We start from the raw sequence: 23,922 nt of genomic DNA, 5'->3' as shown, positions 1-23,922 counted from the left end.
AGGGGATTTGCTAAATTAAAAATACATAGTTACACACTGTGCGCACATATGGTATACTATAGGATATATCTTTTAGTACTTTCACTAAGAAAAGGAGCACCTATAGTCACAGATATGGCAAGGGTGTAGCCATTGTTACAGTGGAAATGGCTAGTCTATGGTATACTATACGTATTATATCGAAATAAGTAAGAATCTATAAATAGAGGATGTAAAGGGAAAGTGTGTCACCAGAGTGGTGCAAGGAGGTCTTTATGGAGTTAAGACATGAGATAGAATTTGATAAAGATTATACGATGGAAGAAGCATTTATTGAGGCAAAGCGTTGTTTGAACTGTGCGAAGCCATTGTGCCGTACAGGTTGCCCTATTGAAAATGAAATTCCTCGTTTTATACAAGCTATTGCAAATGGTAATTTTGGTTTAGCCAACGATATTATTGCGGAGCGCAGCAGCTTGCCAGCGGTGTGTGGCCGTGTGTGTGCTCGTGAAAAACAATGTGAAGGGGCATGTATTTTAAATCGTGCGAACAAACCCATTAATATTGGTAAATTAGAGCGCTTTGCAGCCGATTTTGAAAGTGACAATAACCTTCGTAAGGTAAAACCAAACCGTAAAGACCAAGGCAAAATTGCTATTATTGGCTCTGGTCCTGCTGGTTTAACTGTGGCTGGAGATATGGCAAAATTAGGTTATGATGTAACTGTTTTTGAACGACAAGATGAACCAGGTGGTATTTTGTTATTTGGTATCCCTGAGTTCCGGTTAGGCAAAAAAATTGTACGCCGTGAAGTGCAAAGCTTGGAACGATTAGGTGTTATTTTTGAGTGTAATGTAACAATTGGTCCAGATCGCAACTTAGATTCTTTATTTGAAGAAGGCTTCGATGCTATCTTTATTGCTACAGGTACACATGTACCAGCAGAAATTTCTTTACCTGGTGATGACAAAGCGGGCATGTTACAAGCCATGGCTTTGTTGACATCGGTACAGTTGGTGCAAAATGGCAGAGCGGAAGAGTCTTTAATTCCTGTGTACAAAGGTGATAAAGTTGTCATCATCGGTGCTGGTAATGTGGCGATGGATGCGGCTCGTACTTGTGTTCGTCTCGGTGCTGAAAGTGTAACCGTGACGTACCGCCGTGGAGAAGAACAAATGCCAGCAAACCCATCTGAATTTGAAGAAGCAAAAGAAGAAGGCGTTCATTTTGAATTCTTAGCCGCTCCAAAAGAAGTAACAGGTTCAGATATCGTGGAAGGGTTGACATTTACACGACAAGAACTACAAGAAGATGGATCTGTGAAAAGCACTGGCGAAGACTTTACTTTACCAGCGGATAAAATCATCGTGGCCATCGGTCATAAACCAAATACACGTTTAGTGGGTCCTGGCAATGGCATTGAAGTGAATGAGTCTGGCTATGTGGTAACACGTGATATGCCATATGGTATGACAAGCCGTCAAGGCGTATTCGCAGGCGGTGACGTAGTGCATAAACCAGCTACTGTAGTATTGGCTATGCGTGAAGCTAAAAAAGTAGTAGAAGGTATTGTAAACTACTGCGAAGCAAAACGCTTTTTAGGAGAGTAAGATTTAAAATTTTATTAACCTATGATATAATAAAGGTAAGCGAAAAAAGTGTGAAAATAGTTAACATTAGGTTCACAAAAAAACACCCAGGTGGTCAGACTTGGGTGTTTCTTATATACTAGAAAATATACTAGGAAAATGATATAATGGATATGGAATAAAGTTAAGGACGTTCCATTTACAAGCAAAAGAAACCCCACGGTCGGCTAACCGTGGGGTTTTGCTTTTTATAGAGAGCTATCTCTTGTTTGGGCTAGTTACTTCGTTTCTTTCTGTTTAGCCACTTGCAAATATAGTTGCTGGCTATACCTGCCACAACAGAAATAAAAAAATTAAGGACCATATCCATTGACAAGCACCCCCTCTCTGTTACCAGTATAGGGGAAGTAACATCTATAGTATAACAAATTGTGGAAAATAACACATCTGAAAAGTAAAAAAATATAGATATGTACTTGCACACAGTGGACAAAGGTGTTACAATAGTAGACAGTTATTTTATTTTTAAAGTATTACACTTATAGTTAAGATTCGTACGCATATCGTACAGAAAGGAGATTATCATGGTATTGTTAGCAATTCTCGTGCTCGTCCTGTTCCTAGTAGTGAACGTCATTAGAACTAACAATTCCATAGAGGTCGCCTTTTCTTCGGTAGAGCTACCATCTTAGGTTTCTTTGTGTACAGCATAAGGAATCTAGGTTGTTGTAGTCTATTTGATTAACGTGCATACATATATATTAAAAGGCGATTCCCTAGGGATCGCCTTTTTTTATGTCTAACATACTATGTCAGAGTAACAGATATGGGTTATAGATCTACAAGGAACATAATAAACTCCAACGAAAAATCAAATAGATATATCTCATAAAAATCTCGTTGATTTAACGCGTGAATAGACATTGTATATAGACAACAATATGTAACTATAACAAGTGTTATAAATTATATTTATATAAGTAGAAAGGATCATCATATGGTACGCAGTGATAGAGTAGCAAAAGGAGCTACACGAGCTCCTCATCGTTCATTATTAAAAGCATTAGGTTTCATTAACGAGGAAATTGGAAAACCAATCATCGGGATTGCCAATTCTTTCAATGAAATCATTCCAGGTCATATTCATTTGAAAAACCTTGTTCAATCTGTAAAAGATGGCATCCGCGAAGCGGGTGGTATTCCTATGGAATTTAATACTATCGGTATTTGTGACGGATTGGCGATGAACCACATCGGTATGAAATATTCCTTGGTGACACGCAATATTATCGCTGACTCCATTGAGGCTTCTGCCATGGCCACACCATTCGATGCAATGGTGTTCATTCCTAACTGCGATAAAGTGGTACCAGGTATGTTAATTGCAGCTGCTCGTTTGAACTTACCATCTGTGTTCGTCTCTGGTGGCGCTATGCTAGCAGGCGTGCACAATGGTAAAAAAATCGGTTTATCTGATGTGTTTGAAGCGGTAGGTAAATTTGAAGCAGGCCTCATTTCCGAAGAAGAATTAGAACATATTGAAAACGTAGCATGCCCAACTTGCGGATCTTGCTCTGGTATGTATACAGCAAACACCATGAACTGTTTAACAGAAGCATTGGGTATGGCATTACCAGGAAATGGTACGATTCCAGCGGTTTACTCCGAGCGTTTACGTCTAGCAAAACGTGCTGGTATGCAAGTGATGGAAGTGTTACAAGAAGGCTTACGTCCAAAAGATGTATTGACGAAAGAAGCTTTTGAGAATGCGGTGGCTGTAGATATGGCATTGGGCGGTTCTTCTAACACGGCCTTACACTTACCAGCCATCGCTCATGAAGCGGGCGTATCCTTAACATTGGATGATTTCAACCGCATTGCAGGTGATACACCACAATTGGCTAAATTGTCTCCATCTGGTAAATATTTCATCGAAGATTTACATGCTGCAGGCGGTGTGTATGCGGTAATGCATCGTTTACAAGAACAAGGTCACTTGCATGAAAGTGCGAAATCTGTGAGCTTGGTGGACCAAGGTACGATTGCTAAAACTGTGAAAGTCCTAGACGAAGATGTAATCCATCCTTGGAGCGACCCAGTATACACCACAGGTGGTATCGCTGTATTGAAAGGTAACTTGGCTCCGGACGGTTCCGTTGTGAAAGAAGGCGCCGTAGACCCAGAAATGCTCGTTCACTCTGGTCCAGCGAAAGTATTCAACAGCGAAGAAGAAGCGGTAGAAGCAATCATGGGTCACAAAATTGTAAAAGGCGATGTAGTCATCATTCGCTACGAAGGTCCAAAAGGTGGTCCAGGTATGCGTGAAATGTTGACACCAACAGCGACAATCACAGGTATGGGTCTTGGTAAAGACGTAGCCTTGATTACAGATGGTCGTTTCTCTGGTGCTACTCGTGGCGCATCCATTGGTCACGTGTCTCCAGAAGCAGCTTCCGGTGGAACGATTGCCATCGTAGAAGATGGAGATATCATCGAAATCGACATTCCAAATCGTTCCTTGAATGTGAAACTTTCAGAGGAAGAAATTGAACGAAGAAAAGCAAATTTAGCACCGTACAAATCAGATGTGACAGGATACTTGAAAAAATATGCTATGCATGTATCCTCTGCGGCACAAGGTGCGATCGAAATCCTAGACGAAGCATAAGAGGGAATGTAGTCGGGATAGACATATCTATGAGGGAAGAAAAGTCCATAGATAGAATACATACTTAGGAAAGGACGTTTATATGCATAAATTATACGATTTCATGGAGGCTAGGGAGAGACTCGCTACCATCGCCGTGAAAACAAGATTAATTCATAGCTCTGTGTACTCCCAAGAAACAGGCAATGATGTATATATTAAACCGGAAAATTTACAGCGCACAGGGTCTTTCAAATTACGGGGTGCGTACAATAAAATTTCGAAATTAACAGAAGCAGAAAAGGCGTGTGGCGTTATCGCAGCATCCGCAGGCAACCATGCGCAAGGTGTGGCACTAGCAGCCCAACGTTTAGGTATTAAAGCAGTGATCGTCATGCCACGTCACACACCGCTCATTAAAGTAGAGGCGACGCGCCAATACGGAGCCGAAGTAGTGCTCGCTGGCGAAGTCTATGACGAAGCCTATGAAAAGGCTTGCGAATTACAAGAAAAACACGGCTATGTATTTGTCCATCCTTTTGATGATGAAGATGTTATCGAAGGGCAAGGGACGATTGCCTTAGAAATTCTAGAAGAATTGCCAAATGCAGATATTATCTTAGTGCCAGTTGGTGGTGGCGGATTGATCTCCGGTGTGGCAGCAGCGGCAAAGCTGAAAAATCCACAAGTGAAGATCATTGGTGTAGAACCAGAGGGCGCAGCTAGTGCGAAAGCAGCTGTAGCAGAAGGAAAACCTGTGAACTTACCATCTGTGAGTACTATTGCAGATGGAGCGGCTGTAAAATTAATCGGTACAAAGAATTTAGAATACATCCAAAATTATGTAGATGAAATCGTAACCGTATCCGACTATGAATTGATGGAAGCCTTTCTATTATTGGCAGAAAAGCATAAAATCATCGGTGAAAATGCGGGGTTACTTTCAGTGGCAGGATTGAAAAAACTGCGGGTGCGAGGCAAAACAGTGGTTAGTATTTTGAGTGGTGGTAATATCGACGTATTGACCATTGCATCCATGATTACGAAAGGCTTAGTTGTACGGGGCCGTATTTTCACATTTGCTGTGAATTTATCAGATAAACCAGGTCAATTAGTGGCAGTATCTGAAATCTTAGCAGAACAAAATGCGAATGTTATCAAACTAGAACATAATCAGTTTAAAAACCTAGACCGATTCCATGAAGTGGAGTTGGTGGTGACCGTAGAAACGAACGGAGAAGACCATATTAAGAAAATTACGGCTGCCATGGCGGACCGTGGATATACGATTCACCGTATCAGTTCTAATGAATTTAATGAACATGACTAATGAATAGAATGGATATAGAAAGAGGATAAACTATGAGTGAACAGAAGATGATTCGAGGAGCTCGCATACTCCTAGAAACATTGAAGCGCTTGGGAGTGACCGATATATTTGGCTATCCCGGCGGTGCCGTAATTCCCATATACAATGAAATTTATGATTTTGAGGGGCTCAATCATTACTTAGCACGTCATGAACAAGGGGCGGCCCATGAAGCGGATGGCTATGCTCGTGCGTCTGGTAAATGTGGTGTGTGCTTGGCTACCTCTGGTCCAGGTGCCACAAACCTTGTAACAGGCATTATGACGGCGCACATGGATTCTATTCCTCTCTTGGCCATTACAGGTCAGGTGTGCAGCCACTTGCTAGGAAAAGATGCGTTTCAAGAATCGGATATAGTAGGTATTACCATGCCGGTGACGAAAAATAACTACTTGGTGAAAGATATTCGAGACATGATACGCACTGTGAAAGAAGCGTACTACTTAGCGACTACCGGTCGACCAGGTCCTGTGCTGGTAGATATCACGCGAGATGCGCAATTAGATGTCATTTCCTATGAAGAATTTGAAGCTATTTTTAATGAACCAATTTCTATCGAAGGCTATGATCCGAATTACATTGGGCATCCAAAACAAATCAAGAAAGCTATCGATCTATTGAAAGGTGCGAAACGACCGCTTATCATAGCAGGTCATGGGGTACTATTATCGAATGCTACAGAAGAACTTTACAAATTAGCTACTACATGCCAAGTTCCAGTAGTGAATACCTTATTGGGCTTAGGGTCCTTTCCAGGAGAACACCAATTATCGCTAGGTATGTTAGGCATGCATGGTACAGTGTATGCTAACTATGCTGTGAATGAAGCAGATGTAGTGTTAGCATTAGGGATTCGTTTCGACGATCGTATTGCAGGGGTACCGAAGGAGTTCTGTAAAGATGCTACGATCATCCACGTAGATATTGACCCAGCTGAAATTGGTAAAAATAAACTTATAGATATACCTATCGTTGGGGATTTGAAACATGTATTGAATGAAATAAATCATGAGTTGACTCCACAAACGCATGAAAGTTGGTTGGAGCGCATCCGTGAATGGCGCGAAGAGTACCCAATTCGAGTACGCCCTCACGAGGGAGACTCGCTATTACCACAAAAGGTAATCCATGAAATCGACAACATCTTAAAGGGCAATGCTATCGTGGTCACAGATGTAGGACAACATCAAATGTGGACGTCTCAATTCATTACCTTCTCCAAGCCAAATACCATCATCACATCCGGTGGTGCCGGTACGATGGGCTTTGGTCTGCCAGCATCCATCGGTGCGCAAGTGGCACAACCAGACAAAAAAGTAGTGCTCATCACAGGTGATGGGGGCTTACAAATGAACAGCCAAGAATTGTTGTTATTGAAAGCTTACAATATCCCTGTAAAAGTGGTCATCATCAACAACGGTTTCTTGGGCATGGTTCGTCAATGGCAAGAGTTGTTTAATCAACGTCGCTATTCCTTCGTAGATTTAGAGGTGAATCCAGACTTTGAAACCTTGGCAAAAGCCTATGGCGTACAAGGGGTGACATTATCCACTATCGAAGAGTTGCGCAGCCAATTGCGAGACCTGATCCTATCTGACGAGCCAGTGGTGATTAACTGCGTGGTAGAACGAGAAGAAAATGTATTCCCAATGATTCCAGCCGGTTGCACAGCCAAAGATATGATGGGATTGAAAGGAGGCCCTGACAATGAGTAAAGTACAACAACACCAAGTGTTAGTGATTACAAAAAACAAACCAGGCATCGGGGCTAGAATCCTTTCCTTGTTCAATCGTCGTGGCTATTCCGTAACCCAAATGACATCGGGTATTTCCATTCCAAAGGATCAAGCTCGGATTACTTTAACGGTGGAAACAGACGAAGTGCAATTGGACCAAATCCAAAAACAAATCTACAAACTAGTGGATGCCATCAAAGTGAAAGTGTTCTCTCCAGAACAAGTGGTGCGCCGTGAATTGATGCTCATCAAGGTAAAAGCGGATGTGTCGGTACGACCACAAATCATTCAATTAGCAGATGTGTACCGTGGTAATGTACTCGACGTAGGACCTAGCTCTATCGTGATAGAAATTACAGGAGAAACGCAGAAACTAGATGCTTTCATAGAAATTATGAAAGAATATGGCATTCTGGAAATTGCGAAAACAGGTTGCACCGCTATGAGCCGTGGAGAAAAAATGTAATGACTATACCGAAGCAAGGGGAGTTGTTACATTACGAAGGAGTGACCTTCGTCCGCAATGGGGAAGCAATTTTGCAAGGTGTGGACTGGCATGTGAAAACAGGGGAAAATTGGGCGCTATTGGGCCTCAATGGGGCAGGCAAGTCCACCTTGCTGGGCATGATTATGGCCTACACCTATGCCACCCGTGGTGAGGTGCGTGTCCTAGGATATACCTTTGGGCAGTGCGTGTGGAAAGATGTGAAAGATCGCATCGGATTCGTCAGCTCCACATTAGGGCAATTTGAACGAACCATGCGAGACGAAACGGTGCGACAAATTTTGCTATCTGGAGCGCATGGCACCATCGGTGTGTACCGAGAGGTGACAGAGGAAGAAGAACAACGCTGTGATGAGGTCCTAGCAAGTATGGGATTACAACATCTGGAACATCGTCACTTTGGGGTACTTTCCACAGGGGAGCAACGCCGTGTTTTAATCGGTCGTGCTTTGATGACGAGTCCAGACTTGCTCATCTTAGATGAACCATGCAATGGGTTAGATGTACCGAGCCGAGAACAATTGCTCCGTCATCTCAATCAACGTGGGACTCAGGACAGTCCTTGTCCGTTTATCTACGTGACCCACCAAATCGAGGAAATTCTTCCCACTGTGACCCATGTGGCACTATTAAAAGAAGGCAAAATCTTTCAATCGGGACCGAAACGAGAGGTCATTACCGATGAGATTTTATCGGCACTCTATGGTTTATCTGTGAAAGTAACTTGGGTCCAAGCTCGACCTTGGCTGCAAGTACTTTCATAAAATGTTTTTATAGAGTGTACAAAGATATTTTTAATCATACCGATTTATCATATTAAGTATGGTAAATCCGTAAGCCGAAAGGCTGAAAATCAGTTGAATTTCACTAGAAAATCTAGTAAATTATAAACATCATTATGTATTACAAAGTAGGAGGTTATCACAATGGCAGGTAACATTTTAGGCACACAAGTATTTTATGATGCAGATTGCAATCTACAAGCATTAGTAGGTAAAAAAATTACAGTTCTTGGCTACGGTTCCCAAGGTCATGCGCATGCGTTGAACTTGAAAGAAAGCGGCATGGACGTACAAATCGGTCTTCGCGAAGGTTCCAAATCTTGGAAAGAAGCAGAAGAAGCCGGTTTCGTAGTAAAAGAAACAGGCGAGGCTGTAAAAGGTGCAGACGTTGTGATGATCTTGATTCCAGATGAATTACAAGCAGAAACATATGAAAAATCCATCGCTCCTAACCTTAAACAAGGTGCGTACTTGGCATTTGCTCATGGTTTCAACATTCATTTCGGTAAAATTAAACCATCTGCTGACGTAAACGTATTCATGGTAGCGCCTAAAGGCCCTGGTCACTTAGTACGTCGTACATTCCAAGAAGGTTCTGGCGTTCCTTGCTTGTACGCTGTATACGCAGATCCAAGCGGAGACACTAAAGAAGTGGCATTGGCATGGGCAGCTGGTGTAGGCGGTGGCCGTTCCGGTATTTTGGAAACTGACTTCCGTCAAGAAACTGAAACTGACTTATTCGGTGAACAAGCAGTACTTTGCGGCGGCGTATGTGCGTTGATGCAAACTGGTTTCGAAGTGTTGGTAGAAGCTGGTTACAACCCAGTTAATGCATATTTTGAATGTGTTCATGAAATGAAATTAATCATCGACTTGATCTACGAAGGTGGTTTCGAAACAATGCGTAAATCCATCTCCAACACAGCTGAGTTCGGTGACTATATTACAGGACCAAAAGTAATCCCAGCAGCAGCGAAAGAAGCTATGCGTGGTGTATTGAAAGATATCCAAGACGGCAAATTTGCTGATCAATTCCTTGGTGATTATGCAGCAGGTTACCCATACCTTAACGAACAACGTAAACAATCTGCAGCACATCAAGTAGAAGAAGTGGGCGGCGAATTACGTAAATTGATGCCTTGGATTAAAAAATAAGTCGTCACTTGTTTCGCTATGTAGCCTTGTGGCGTTCCTAACTAAATAGGGCAAAGGAAAGACCGCAACACACTCCTTCTCAAACTGATCCTACGGTAGGTTTGTTCAGGAGCATGTTGCGGTCTTCTTCGTTTGTGTGATTCGGGTAGTACAGGAACGCCACAAAGGTTACTACTCGTAACGGCGTTCCTCAGGGAAAGGATATAGACTTTATTATTGACTTTATCTTTTTCGATGCGTATACTGTTATTAGAGATGCTAGTATCTCTAATATTTGTTGTTACTTAATAAGCAACTAAAATAAGATTAAGTTCAAATGGTTGTCGCTACTCGATATGCGACTCAATAAGTGTTCGAGCTCAAATAGTTAGACTCCATTCAAAAGAATGGGGTCTATTTTTTTAGGGAGGAGTTTATGAATACAGGTCACTTTTATTATATAAAAGATCAATACTTTATAGATTTTCCAGATCCACACTTAATGAAAAATAAAGAAACTATAGATGGTCAGCCACATGATAGACCATGCTTTTATGCTTTTTTAGATACAGCAACTAAATTATATTGGATGATACCTTTTTCATCGCAAGTAGATAAATTTCAGAAAATATATAATACGAAGATTAATAAATATGGAAAATGTGACACTATTTTATTTGGGGAAGTTCTTGGGTATGAGAAGGCTTTTCTAATTCAGAATATGTGTCCAGTTAGTATCCTATACATTAAAAATGAATACGTAGATGGAATTTATAAAAAACCTGTCAGAGTTGACGGTCGATTTGAAAGAGAATTACAAAAGAAAGCTCGTAAAGTTTTAGCTTTACAAAGAAAAGGGATACGATTAATTTTCCCTAATGTATTGGAAATTGAACGACTTTTGTTATTAAATAAGTAACTTATAGCATAGGTTATAGAGGTAATACAATCGTCTCTTGTTCCGCTATGTAGCCTTGTGGCGTTCGTAACTGAATAGGGCAAAGGGAAGAGCACGACATATTCCTACGCAAACTGATACAGTGGTTAGGTTTGCTCCGGAACATGTCGTGCTCTTCTTGCGTTTGTGTGATTTAGGTAGTAAGGGAACGCCACAAAGGCTACTACTCATAACGACGTTCCTCAGAGTTGTTTCTTATTTCTCTATGCAGTCTGTAGCGTTTATGTAGTTAATTTGTGCAAAGGGAAGACCGCAACACACTCCTTCTCAAACTGATCCTACGGTAGGTTTGTTCAGGAGCATGTTGCGGTCTTTTGCAAACTTGCGCTTTGCTTAGTTTGCTGTTCGGCATGGTATTATTTTCATATAAACAGTATGAATAGATTATGCTATAATAAAAACTGTAAGAGCCATCGACGTGTTGTTAGGCTCATCTCTTCCTATTGTGGGAGGAGGTGATTTCTATGAAAAATTTTAGAAAGTTATCTTTATTGATAAAGTTTTTGAAGTTGATTATAGATATTTATCGTTTCTTTCAATAGAAATGAAAAAGCCTAACGTAACAATAAGTATTAGCAGTACTTATACACGTTAGGCCATTTCTTATTTGCAATTTCTAGAGATGAGCCTAACGCCAGCTACACGTCGATGGCTCTTCTTTTGTTGGTTTAATTATAGCACAGTTGTTAGGAATATTACAAACGCCACAAAGGCTACTACTCGTAACGGCGTTCCTCAGATTAATCTTCATAATGTTGTTATTTCTCATATTGTATAGTTAGGTGTATGATGGTGGTATGAGAGTCACTAACGTGAGTTAGGCTCGTCTCTTCCTAATATAGGGGGAGGTGATACTATGAGAAAGTATGAAAAGTATACTTTGTTGCTTTATCTAATTTCTGTAATAGTAAGTATCATTGACCTGTTTAAAGATCTATTTAAATAGACAATGAAAATGCCTAACGTAAAGATAAGTATAACCAGTACTTATACACGTTAGGCATCATCACATTTTGTTGTTTCGAGATGAGCCTAACGCCAATGACACGTTAATGGCTCTCTTTTTGATACTCCAAGTATAGCATAGTTCAGAGTTAAATACAATTGTCACTTGTGATGCTATGTAGCCTTGTGGTGTTACTAATTGAATAGGACAAAGGGAAGACCGCAACACACTCCTTCTCAAACTGATTCTACGGTATGTTTGTTTAGGAGCATGTTGTGGTCTTCTTGTATTTGTGTGAGTTAGGTAGTAAGGAACGCCACAAAGGGTGCTACTCATAACGGCGTGCCTCAGGTGGAAGTGAAGAGTAGGATGTATAAAAAATATTCAATTTGTTTAAAATGGGGGGGGTAGGACAAAATATCGAAATATATCAATATTTAGTATTGCATTAATTAGGTGTTATACATTATAATAATGTGTATATTTAAAAATATAGATATGCAAACTAAACGGGTATTCACATTCATTATGATGATTTGATACGTAAGTATAAAGTATGAAAGTTGTTGGATAGTATCCGTCATAGTGGCAATGTGTAATGTAATAAAAAAGGAATGTAAGTTATGAAAGAAAGAATATCAAAAAAACGTAAAAAATACGGTATTGCATTGTTGGCTGCAACGGCAGCGACAGTAGCGACGTCATTCAGCCCTAGTGCACCAGGGGTGATGGCTAGTGTGACGGCATCTGATACGGATCCTAATTTACCAGATGACTTTAATCCTCCAATATATACGGAAGTACCCCATGATCAAGATACGGATAAAATAAATATTCCTCTTTATCATGTGCAAGCAGGTAATAATGTAAGTGTGACAACGAATACTTTTAAAGCAGAAGATTTTAATGGGGACGAGGCAACGTTTAACAATTTCATTGTAAAAGCCAATGATACTCTTGTTGAGGATAGCGATGATATCGTTGTTGATCAAGGTACCAGTGAAAATACTGCTCAAGATGGCACAAATGGTGTAACTCGTAAATATAAATTAAAATTAAGTGAAACTTTAAAAAATGAACTTAAAGCTGCTGCTGGTGGTGGCGGAGCAGCACCATCTAAACTTGAGGCAGGTACGAATACAACTGTTGAGGGCGATGGCACAGAGGATAATAAATATAAAGTAAACATAAACCCAGAGTTAACAGGTATTACGTCTATTACTGGTGATACATTGACATTGAATGGTGGCGCAACAACTGTTGCAATCAACGATGATGGTGTTAATGTAGGCGGTAAAAAAATCACTAACCTAGAAGCAGGTGATGTATCAGAAACTTCTACTGATGCTGTAACAGGTAAACAGTTACATGAAACAAATGAAAAAATTGAAAGTAAGTTAGATAAAGACTTAACCAACATCACAGACGATGGTAAAAAAGTGATTACTGGATTAGGCACAGAAGTCGTACAAGGTGATGGCGTTACGGTTACTTCCAGCGAAGATGAAACAACAGGTAAGAAAACATACACTATTTCTGCAGCACAACCAAATTTTGAAAGTGGTACGAACACAACCCTTGAGGGTGATGGTACAGCAGACAAACCTTACAAATATAATGTAAACCCAGCGCTAACAGGTATTACATCTATCACTGGTGATACATTGACATTGAATGGTGGTACAACAGCTGTTGCGATCAACGATGATGGTGTTAATGTAGGTGGTAAAAAAATCACTAACCTAGAAGCAGGTGATGTATCAGAAACTTCTACTGATGCTGTAACAGGTAAACAGTTACATGAAACAAATGAAAAAATTGAAAGTAAGTTAGATAAAACTGCAGAACGTCATATTAAACCAGGTGATTATACAGTGGAGAACGGTACTGTTACATTAACATATGTAGATGGTGACGGTAAGGACACAACAGAAATAGCAACAATTACTGGTTTAAGCTCTATTAAATCTGTTACATCTGGCGATGAGGACAAATTAACTGTTGCTAACAATAACGGTGATATTACAGTTACACCTGTAGTGGCTACGGATATTACAAAAGCTGACGATGCAAATAAACTTACAACAGCAGGCGTAGTTAATACTGCAATCACTAATGCAACAAGTCCATTGGCAAATAAAAACTTATCCAACATCACAGACGATGGTAAAAAAGTAATTACTGGGTTAGGTACAGAAGTCGTACAAGGTAATGGGGTTACAGTTACTTCCAGCGAAGATGCAGCAACAGGTAAGAAAACATACACTATTTCTGCTAATGCAACACAACCAAACTTTGCAAATGGTACGAACACAACTGTTGAAGGTGATGGCACAGCAGCTACCCCTTACAAATATAATGTAAACCCAGCATTGACAGGTATTACATCTATTACAAATGCAACAACAGCAGATGGAGATGGTACGAAATTAACTATCGATGGCGATAAGCTATCCGTAGTGAACAAAAACGGTGCTGATACAGCAACAGTGACAATCGGCAAAGATGGTATCGATGCTGGTGGTAAAGCAATTACTAACGTGGCAGAACCAACAAATGACAAAGATGCAGCCAATAAAGAATATGTAGACGCTCAAAAATGGGGCTTAAAAGTTCAAAATGGCGATAATCCAGCAGAAGCTGTAGCACCAAAAAACAAAGCGATTACATTAAAAGCTAGTGCAGATACAAGTGATGATGAAGCAACTCCTAAAAAAGGTCTTTTAATCACTAAGGATGATCAAGGTAATATCACAGTTGGTCTAGATAAAGCGACTCGTGCCACATTAGACAAGGCAGCGAATATTGGTAACACAAGTTCTGATGGACGTGATGGTCAAACAGGTGCCAATGGACAAGGCACAGCGGTGGCTGGTACAGCAGGTGCAACAGGCTTAACTAGTAAAGATGGCTTAAACGGTAAAGACGTAACTACTAAAGTGAATGCACTTCGTAACGGCGAATCTGGTATAGTAGTGTACACAAATGCAGCAGGCGATCGTCTTGTGAAAGCAAACGATGGTAAGTACTATAAAGCTGATGAAGTAGAGCTTAATGGAGAGAAAAAACCAGGAGCAACTGCGGTTCCTACCAAAGAGGTAATTGCTAGCCTAATATCTCCAGATGGTACAACAGCTGGTGATGGAAATAAATTATCTAACATTGCTCCTGGAACAGTGTCTGCTACGTCTAAAGACGCAGTGAACGGTAGCCAATTGTTCAACGAACGTGTCACAAGTCCAGTGATCTTCGTAGACAAAGATGGTAACCAAGTATTCAAAACTGCAGACGGTAAATTTACTACTAAAGATGGTGCAGAAATTACTGATGCTGATGAGTTAGCTAAGATTCATACAAAAGTGAATGCTGACAAACCAATGACATTGGATAATGTAAACTCTGCAGTGACTAATTTAACAGGCACTACATACCTAGATAAATTAGCAGAAGGTGCGAAAGCAGATAGCAAAGTGGCTAACTCTGCGGTGAATGTAGCAGATTTACATGCAGCAACAACGGCAATTCTAGATAAACCAATTACGTTCATCGGCGACAATGATACGAACGATAAAATCGAGCGTAAATTGGGTGAAACTTTAAAAATCCATGGCGTGAATAATATCACTGTAACGAAAGATGCTACTAATGCAGATACATTGAATGTAGCATTAAAACCTACATTGACTGGTATTACGTCGATTACAAATGCAGCTCCAGTAGATCCAACACAACCTGATGCAGCGAAAGTAGTAAGCACTACATTAACAATCAATGGCGATGCATTAACTGTAGAAAACAAACAAGCTGATGGCACAAAAGCAACAGTGACAATCGGCAAAGATGGTATCGACGCGGGTGGTAAAAAAATCACTAACGTAGCAGATCCAACAGATGACAAAGATGTAGCTACTAAAAAATATGTAGATGATCACGCCTGGGATTTACATGTTGATGATGGTACTGGAACTGGCCATACAGTAATACCGAAAGACAAAGTAATTACTTTCAAAGCGGGTACTGGTACAATAGCACCAACTGATTTACCAGCAGGTCAAGATAGTCCTACTAAAGATACTGACGGATTAAGACCTAAAACAGGTGTGGTTGTAGAAACTGATAAAAACGGTACAATTACGATTGGCTTAGAAGAAGCAGATCGTAAAACATTAGACAAGGCAGCTAACATTGGTAACACAGCTTCTGATGGACGTGATGGCAAAGCGGGTGCAGGTCAAGATGGTACAAACGTAGATGGTACAGCAGGTGCACAAGGCCCAACAGGTAAAGACGGCTTAAACGGTAAAGACTTAACATCTAAAGTAAACGCACTTCGTAACGGCGAAGCTGGTACAGTAGTGTACACAAATGAGGCTGGCGAACGTGTAGTGAAAGCTAACGATGGTAAGTACTATCCAGTGGGTAAGGTCAATGCAGATGGCACAAAAGCAGATGATGCAGTAGCCGTGACACCAGAAGCACGTCTAGTAAATCCAGATGGTACTACAACAAATAGTACAACTGTATTAAATAATATTTCTTCTGTTGTTACACCACTAGCAGGTACAGATACATTAGAAAAATTAAAAGAAGCGGCTAAAGATAATAGCCCAGTTAAAAATGCAGCTACTAACGTAACAGATTTACATAACACTGCGAATGCGATCGTTGAAAAAGGCTTGACTTTCAAAGACAATGCAGGCGATGAGATTCATAAGAACTTAGGTGAAAAACTTGACATCGTAGGTGAAGGTACAGTAGCAACTGATGCAGCAACAGCAGCTAACAACATCCGCACTAAAAATGTTGATGGTAAACTAGAAATCGGTTTAGTAAAAGATTTAAAAAATATTACATCGATTACAAATGCAGCTCCAGTAGATCCGGCACAACCTGATGCAAAAGTAGCAAGCACTACATTGACAATCGATGGCGATGCATTAACGGTAGAAAACAAACAAGCTGATGGCACAAAAGCAACAGTGAAAATCGGCAAAGATGGTATCGATGCTGGTGGTAAAAAAATTACAAACGTGGCAGAACCAACAGAGAATTCAGATGTAGCTACTAAAGAATATGTAGATAATCAAGCATGGAATTTACATGTTGATGATGGTACTGGAACTGGTCATACAGTAATACCGAGAAATAAAGTAATTACTTTCAAAGCCGGTACAGGTACAGTAGCACCAACTAATTTACCAGCAGGTCAAGATAGTCCTACTAAAGATACTGACGGATTAAGACCTAAAGCTGGTGTGGTTGTTGAAACTGATAAAAATGGTACGATTACGATTGGTTTAGAGGAAACAGCACGTAAAACATTAGATAATGCAGCTAACATTGGTAACACAGCTTCTGATGGACGTGATGGCAAAGCGGGTGCAGGTCAAGATGGTGTAGCCGTAGCGGGTACAGCAGGTAAACAAGGTCCAACTGGTCAAGATGGCTTAAACGGTAAAGACTTAACATCTAAAGTGAATGCCCTTCGTAACGGCGAAGCTGGTACAGTAGTATTCACAAATGCTACAGGTGATCGCTTAGTGAAAGCAAACGATGGCAATTACTACAAAGCGGATCAAGTAGAACCAAATGGAGCTCCAAAAGCAGGTGCTACAGCAGTTCCTACTAAAGAGGTTGTGACAAGCCTAGTATCTCCAGATGGCAAAACAACTGGTGCAACTAATAAGTTATCTAACATTGCAGATGGTACTGTATCCGAAAAATCCAAAGATGCTGTTAACGGTAGCCAATTATTCAACGAACGTGTGACTAATCCAACCATTTTTGTAGACAAAGATGGCAACCAAGTATTCAAAACAACAGATGGTAAATTTGTAGATAAAAATGGGGCAGAAGTTCCTGCAGGTAAAATTCATACAAAATTGAATGCGGGTGATCCAATGACATTGGATAATGTGGCGTCTGCGTTAGGTGAGCCTGCTAAAGATGCAGATTACTTAGCTAAATTAAAAGAGGCTAAAGAAGGCACTACAGTTAATAACTCTGCAGTAAACGTAACAGATTTACATAACACTGCGAATGCAATCCTTGAAAAAGGTTTTGCGTTTGAAGGCGATACATCCAATGATACAGTGAAACGTAAATTGGGTGACACATTAAAAATTCATGGCGATAACAATATCACTGTGAAAAGAGATGCTACCAATGAAGATACATTGAATGTAGCGTTACAACCTACGTTGACTGGTATTACGTCGATTACAAATGCAGCAACAGCAGATGGAGCTGGCACTACATTAACAATCAATGGCGATGGATTAACTGTAGAAAACAAACAAGCTGATGGCACAAAAGCAACAGTGACAATCGGCAAAGATGGTATCAATGCTGGCAATACGAAGGTTACTAATGTAGCGGCAGGTCAAAACGATACTGATGCAGTGAATGTGTCACAGTTGAAAGGAATTGCAAATTACGCAACTAATGTGGATAGCCGTGTTAATCGTTTAGGTGCTCAATCTGCTGCGATGGCTGGATTGCGTCACTTACAATACGATCCATTGGAACCAACTACATTGATGGCTGGCGTAGGTACTTACAAAGGTCAAACTGCATTGGCATTAGGTATTGCACACTATAAAAATGAGTCTCTATTATTCCATGCAGGCGCATCTATCGGCAGCAATCATGATGAATTGATGGCAAATGCAGGCGTTAGCTGGAAGTTCGGTTCTCGTGCTGATGAAACAGCGGTGAAAGATGCATATCGTCAAGGTCCTATTAGCTCTTCTTATACATTACAAGATAAAGTATCTGCCTTAGAAGCACAAAATCAATTGCAAAAAGACGAAATTAATGAGTTGAAAGCGCAATTGGCAGAAGTACTTAAATATGTAAAAAAAGGTTAATTTTTACTAACCAATACGAGTAGATTTTGTGAAAGCTCTGGCTTTCACAGGGTCTATGGTATACAAAATAAAAACAATATAGTACAATGTGTGATAAAGATTAGATAGTATATCTAGATGAGATAATTTTAGTAAGTAGAATTTGTATAGGAGATATAGGCATGAAAAAATTAGTATTAACGGCAGTATTATTAGCTGCCACAACATCTGGTTTTGCCATGGGAGATGTGTTGTTCGATCAAAAGAACCCAGACAATATCGTAACACCAGCGGTGGGATATGAAGTAGAAGCAGTGACACCAGAAACGGCATCTGCATTACAAGAATTAGGTATGACATTAGATCGTGCCCATGCGGTGCAGGCAGATTTAGTAGCTCGTCATGAGCGTGGTGAGCGCTTGACAGATCGTCAACATCGCTATGCGGAACATGATGTGAACCATGAGTTCTTACGCGTGTTGGATCGCAACTTGACTAATCGCGTGGAGTTCTTTAAACGTGCTCATAATTGGAATGGGGACAATAAATACGAACATACTGCAAATTATCAAGTGTTCTTGAACAAACATAACGAACAGGCGACAGAAGCGGTGAATGGATATAGCAACAGCTATGGCTGGAATGTATTGCGTGGTGTACGTCAAGACGCATTGGACAATGTGAAAGCCGTGCTTGACCAAAAAGGTGAAGCAACAACTGGTGAAGACATTGTGAATGCGTTGTCACAAGCAGCAGCTAAACAAGCGTTCACTGTAGATCAAGAAGAACTTCGTTTCTACATCAATGAACTTGTTTGGTATACAGCAAAACAAACAGCAAAAGAAACAAATAAACAACTAGATCATGTCTTAAAATAGGATGAACTAGTGCAGAGTATGTTGTACATGCTCGATAGAAAAGGAGCCATAACAAACCTAAGTGGGTGTTGTGGCTCCTTTAAATCTATAAGGTATGATATAATAAAAGATAGATTGAGTAGAATATGATTCAGTAATTTATATAGGAGATAGAATTTTGAAACGTTTAGTATTATCAACAGCATTATTGCTGACAGTAGGCACAAGTTTCGGTATGAGCGAGGACATTTTCGCTCGTCAACATCCATCCGAGGTAACGGAAGTGGCGAAGGGCTACCATTTATTAGCGACTATGCCAGAAACAAAAGAAGCCATTGACGGCCTAGTACATACGATTGATGGAGTACAACTGACGCCAGCCATGGCGAGCACATCTATGCAAGGCATCACATTAGAAGAATTGTCTCATGCTGTGAAAGGTCATGATTCTGTGACTCCTTCTGCGGTAGTGTCACACATTACAGCAAAACCAATCCATGGCATTACAATGGATGAGTTATTGACTGCGTTACAAAGCAAGGGACAAGACAAGGTGACTGTCTATGATGGTGCTCAAGTGCTATCCATTTTAGATACGAAACTAACAAAACGTTTGCGATTCTTTAAACGCATTCATAATTGGCATGGTGACAATCTATTAGACCGTTCTAACCGCCACGAAGAAGCAGCAGCGTTGGCTGGTAAGGAAACAGCGGAAAAAGGTAGTTATGCGTGGTATGTATTGAAAGATTTACGCCACGATATCTTGGCAAATGTAGAGCAAGCCATCCAAGCAAAAGGCAATGCGTTAACAGGTGAAGATATTGCTACAGCTATTGCTAGTGCAGCAGAGAGCAATGCGAAATATGTGAAGAGCGAAGAGCTTCGTTATTACATCAATGAACTTGTGTGGTACTCTGTGACAGAGACAACGAAACAACTCGGTAAATAATCGTTACCAGAAAGGACGATGACTATGCAAGAGATTGTAGTAGGCGGTTTATATCGTCACTTTAAAGGCATGTTATACTATGTGATCGACATTGCCATCCATTCCGAGACGGATGAACCTCATGTAGTGTATCAACAATTATATGGTGAGCGCAAAACCTTCGTGCGCCCCTTGGTGATGTTCGCCAGTGAGGTGGACCATGAGAAATATCCAAATGTGGAGCAGAAAGACCGCTTTCAGTTAATGAACGGTTGGGATGAAGAGCAGCACTTGCGCTGAGGAGGACCGAATGGACAAGAAATATTTTTTCTTCGATATTGATAATACCCTAGCGGTCTGGCCGGATGGGGTAATTCCTGATAGCGCGCAGTACTCCTTGGACTATTTGCAGGACAAAGGACATCACGTGGCGCTTGCCACCGGTCGCCTACAGGCAGACGCCATGCGCTTTGCCAAGATGGCGCGGACTCCGAACTTCGTGGCTGATGGGGGCTATAGCATTACAGAAAACTATGAAGTGCAATGGATGCAGGGCATGGATCGGGATCGCTGCGTGCAATACCTCAACTATCTGACAAAACACAATGTGCCTTGGGGTGTGACCCATAAAAATGACTTTATCCGTATTACTCCCTATGAAAGTGTTCTAGCATGGGATCCGCAATGGGATATGATGCAAAATGAAGTCGTGCCAGACTTGATGCCTGAGGATATCGAGCACTTTTACAAGGTCTATGCATTCATCACAGAAGAAGAGGAACAGCGCCGTGGCATTGTGCATATGACGAAGGACCTTATCCGCTATGGAGAGGGATGTGTGCTGTTTGAACCAATGGACAAAGCCTATGGGATTCGGAAAATGATCGATGGCTTTGGCGCGTCTTACCAAGATGTTATCGTCTTCGGCGATGGATATAACGATTTGTCCATGTTCCGACCAGATTGGCTGAACATTGCCATGGGGAACGGCCGTGATGCACTGAAAGAAAAAGCTGACTACGTTACAGCAGCCTGCCATGACGACGGGATTTATAAAGCTTTGCAACATTTTGGGTTTATACTGAAGCAGTTTTAATCAATAATTATGGGGCGTACTACAATATACTAGAAATAGATAACATCATTAATAGTTATATTACGTAAGTTACTTTAGGTTTCTAAGTAGTATAAAAATTTACACTTTACAGATTAGCGTTTTTGTGATATTGTGATGGTAGTAAATAGTGCCCTTTGTTGTAGGCTTCCCGGTATATGGGGAAAGCTGAAGCATAGGGCTTTTTTTATGGAAGGTGCTTATGAAAAAAGAGCTGGCAATATTGGTGGATGGAAGCTTTTATCAAAAACGTATGTATTCTTTGAAAAACATGGAAGATCCTAAGAGTGCGGTAGACTTTTTTATTGAGTATTGTTATAGGCATTTAGTTGCAGACCGATATGAAGAGTATTCCTTATATCGAATTTTTTATTATGATTGCCCGCCTAGTGTGAAAGAAGTCTATCATCCATTAACTAAAAAAGTTGTGAAATTGAAAGAGTCTGATCAATATAAATGGATGAGTGAATTTCTAAAAGAATTAAAAACAAGACGGAAAGTTGCACTAAGATTGGGACGATTGAGCGACAATGATGTAGTTTATAATTTGCGACCAGATATAACCAAGAAATTATTACGAGGTGCCATTTCTGTTGAGGATATAAAGGAGTCAGATTTATATCTTTCAATTGGTCAAAAAGGTGTTGATATGAAATTAGGTGTGGATATAGCATCATTATCGTACAAAAAGCAAGTTCAAAAAATTGTTTTAATTTCTGGTGACAGTGACTTTGTTCCGGCAGCGAAGCTGGCTAGAAGAGAAGGCATTGATTTTGTACTTGATCCATTATGGAACGGTATTAATGAAGATTTACATGAACATATTGATGGACTGAAAAGCTGTATAAGTAAAAATGGTGAAAAATAAAAATAGTACTGGTGATATATCATTGGTAATGTGATGTGAAAGTAATTTGTAGTTAGTAACGATTAATTATGAATGAAGTGGATAGTATACTTTCACCATAACTATATGAAGCGGTTTGAACATCAAAATTAGTTATAGTATAATAAAGCGTAGATATATCGAAATGGGTCTTAAAAGGAGGACATACCATGGATTTAATTCAAAGTTTAAAAGAGCAAGCAAAAGGCTTGGGTAAAAAAATTGTATTGCCAGAATTCGAAGATAGCCGTGTCATCGAAGCAGCGGCTGCGATTTTGAAAGAAGGTTTCTGCGTGCCTGTATTGGTTGGTGCAGAAGATAAAATTCAAGCGGCAGCTACAGCAGCTGGTGTATCTTTGGAAGGTGCTGAAATCATCAACCCAGCTACATTCGGCGAATTAAACAAAATGGTAGATACATTTGTAGAATTGCGCGCGAAAAAAGGCATGACACCTGAAAAAGCACATGCTACTATGACTGGCGATGCATTATTCTTCGGTGCTATGTTAGTGCGTTTAGGTTTGGCAGACGGCATGGTTGCAGGTTCTGCAAGCCCTACAGCAAACGTACTTCGTGCAGCTATCCAAGTGGTAGGTACACAAGCTGGTTTGAAAACTGTGTCCAGCTCTATGCTTGTGATCACTGATAAAAAAGAATACGGCGATGACGGATTGTTGATTTTCTCCGATTGCGGCGTTATTCCTAACCCAACATCTGAACAATTGGCTGATATTGCTGAGTCCAGTGTTGGTAAAGCTCGTTCCGTGGCAGGTATGAAAGAACCTCGCGTGTCCTTCTTGTCCTTCTCTACAAAAGGATCTGCTTCTTCTCCAGAAGTTGATAAAGTGGTGGCAGCTGTAGAAGACTTGAAAGGCCGTAATGTAGACTTCGCATTCGACGGAGAATTGCAATTAGATGCGTCCATCGTTCCATCCGTAGCAGAACGTAAAGCTCCAGGATCCCAAGTAGCTGGTAAAGCTAACATCTTGATTTTCCCTGACTTACAAGCTGCTAACATTGGTTACAAATTAGTACAACGCTTTGCTGGCGCTACTGCTATTGGACCAATCATCCAAGGTTTGGCAAAACCAATCCATGACCTTAGCCGTGGTTGCTCCGTAAGCGATATCGTTGACCTTTGCGCGATTGCTGCTGTGGAAGCCAACTAAGTCGTCTCTTGTTACGTTATGTAGCCTGTGACATTTTAACTGGATAATATAAAGGGAAGAGCACGACACATTCCTCCACAAACTGATCCTACGGTAGGTTTGCTTCGGAACATGTCGTGCTCTTCTTGCACTTATGTAATTTGGTCAGTAAAAATGCCACAAGGCTACTACACCTAACGGCGTTCCTCAGGGAAGGCGCTTGTGATGTATCATTTGCAAACTTGCGCGTTGCTGAGTTTGCTGCTCGGCATGGTAGTAAGTTTATATAAACAGTACGAATAGATTGTGCTATAATAAAAATGCAAGAGCCATTAACGTGTTGTTAGGCTTATCTCTTCCTATTATGGGAGGAGGTGGTACTATGAAAAAGTTTAGAAAAATCGATATCTTGATTTTAGGGTTATAGGACAAAATGAGTTGGTAGACTAATCCCAATCTTTTGTCAAAGATATATCATAATTATGTAAATCAC

At 40.6% G+C, this 23,922-nt stretch carries 15 protein-coding genes; all 15 read left to right on the top strand.

Translation table 11 applies throughout. The features are described 5' to 3' along the window. Positions 1-254: 254 nt before the first annotated feature. The 15 genes from EO115_RS08040 to pta all read left to right on the top strand — a co-directional run bounded on the left by EO115_RS08040 (position 255) and on the right by pta (position 23,450). Complete coding sequence (locus tag EO115_RS08040) at positions 255-1,589, top strand: NAD(P)-dependent oxidoreductase (RefSeq protein ID WP_126938431.1); 1,335 nt, start codon at positions 255-257, stop codon at positions 1,587-1,589. A gap of 976 nt (positions 1,590-2,565) precedes the next feature. Further along, positions 2,566-4,236: a dihydroxy-acid dehydratase gene (gene ilvD, locus EO115_RS08035; RefSeq protein WP_126938430.1), complete on the top strand. Its 1,671-nt coding sequence runs from the start codon at positions 2,566-2,568 to the stop codon at positions 4,234-4,236. Positions 4,237-4,318: 82 nt separating this feature from the next. After that, complete coding sequence (ilvA, locus tag EO115_RS08030) at positions 4,319-5,545, top strand: threonine ammonia-lyase (RefSeq protein ID WP_126938429.1); 1,227 nt, start codon at positions 4,319-4,321, stop codon at positions 5,543-5,545. A gap of 32 nt (positions 5,546-5,577) precedes the next feature. After that, positions 5,578-7,299, top strand: a complete 1,722-nt coding sequence (ilvB, locus tag EO115_RS08025; RefSeq protein WP_126938428.1) for a biosynthetic-type acetolactate synthase large subunit — start codon at positions 5,578-5,580, stop codon at positions 7,297-7,299. After that, positions 7,292-7,786, top strand: coding sequence for an acetolactate synthase small subunit (gene ilvN, locus EO115_RS08020; RefSeq protein ID WP_126938427.1), 495 nt, complete (start codon positions 7,292-7,294; stop codon positions 7,784-7,786). Before ilvB ends, ilvN begins: the two co-directional genes overlap by 8 nt. Further along, positions 7,786-8,589, top strand: coding sequence for an ABC transporter ATP-binding protein (locus EO115_RS08015; protein WP_126938426.1), 804 nt, complete (start codon positions 7,786-7,788; stop codon positions 8,587-8,589). Before ilvN ends, EO115_RS08015 begins: the two co-directional genes overlap by 1 nt. 162 nt (positions 8,590-8,751) lie before the next feature. Beyond that, on the top strand, positions 8,752-9,762 hold the full coding sequence (gene ilvC, locus EO115_RS08010) for a ketol-acid reductoisomerase (protein WP_126938425.1): 1,011 nt from the start codon (positions 8,752-8,754) through the stop codon (positions 9,760-9,762). Positions 9,763-10,177: 415 nt separating this feature from the next. After that, positions 10,178-10,660, top strand: a complete 483-nt coding sequence (cptIN, locus tag EO115_RS08005) for a type III toxin-antitoxin system CptIN family toxin (RefSeq protein WP_126938424.1) — start codon at positions 10,178-10,180, stop codon at positions 10,658-10,660. Between the two features lie 1,608 nt (positions 10,661-12,268). After that, entirely contained in the window at positions 12,269-18,514 is a 6,246-nt protein-coding gene (locus EO115_RS08000; protein WP_126938423.1) for a YadA-like family protein, read from the top strand. A gap of 161 nt (positions 18,515-18,675) precedes the next feature. After that, on the top strand, positions 18,676-19,371 hold the full coding sequence (locus tag EO115_RS07995; protein WP_126938422.1) for a hypothetical protein: 696 nt from the start codon (positions 18,676-18,678) through the stop codon (positions 19,369-19,371). Positions 19,372-19,528: 157 nt separating this feature from the next. After that, positions 19,529-20,302 (top strand): hypothetical protein, encoded by a 774-nt coding sequence (locus EO115_RS07990; protein WP_126938421.1) that lies wholly within the window; start codon positions 19,529-19,531, stop codon positions 20,300-20,302. Between the two features lie 24 nt (positions 20,303-20,326). Then, positions 20,327-20,581 carry a DUF1653 domain-containing protein gene (locus EO115_RS07985; RefSeq protein WP_126938420.1) on the top strand — a complete coding sequence of 85 codons (255 nt, stop codon included), beginning with the start codon at positions 20,327-20,329 and terminating at the stop codon, positions 20,579-20,581. Positions 20,582-20,591: 10 nt separating this feature from the next. Then, the gene (locus tag EO115_RS07980; protein ID WP_126938419.1) at positions 20,592-21,377 is read left to right on the top strand and encodes an HAD family hydrolase; all 786 of its coding nucleotides are present in this window, start codon (positions 20,592-20,594) and stop codon (positions 21,375-21,377) included. A 220-nt stretch (positions 21,378-21,597) separates the two neighbouring features. Further along, entirely contained in the window at positions 21,598-22,263 is a 666-nt protein-coding gene (locus tag EO115_RS07975; protein WP_126938418.1) for an NYN domain-containing protein, read from the top strand. 188 nt (positions 22,264-22,451) lie between these two features. Beyond that, complete coding sequence (gene pta / locus EO115_RS07970; RefSeq protein ID WP_126938417.1) at positions 22,452-23,450, top strand: phosphate acetyltransferase; 999 nt, start codon at positions 22,452-22,454, stop codon at positions 23,448-23,450. Positions 23,451-23,922: the final 472 nt, after the last annotated feature.

The organism is Veillonella sp. CHU740, from assembly GCF_003992055.1.
Lineage (GTDB): Bacteria > Bacillota > Negativicutes > Veillonellales > Veillonellaceae > F0422.
This window is presented reverse-complemented; position numbering and strand designations above follow the sequence as displayed.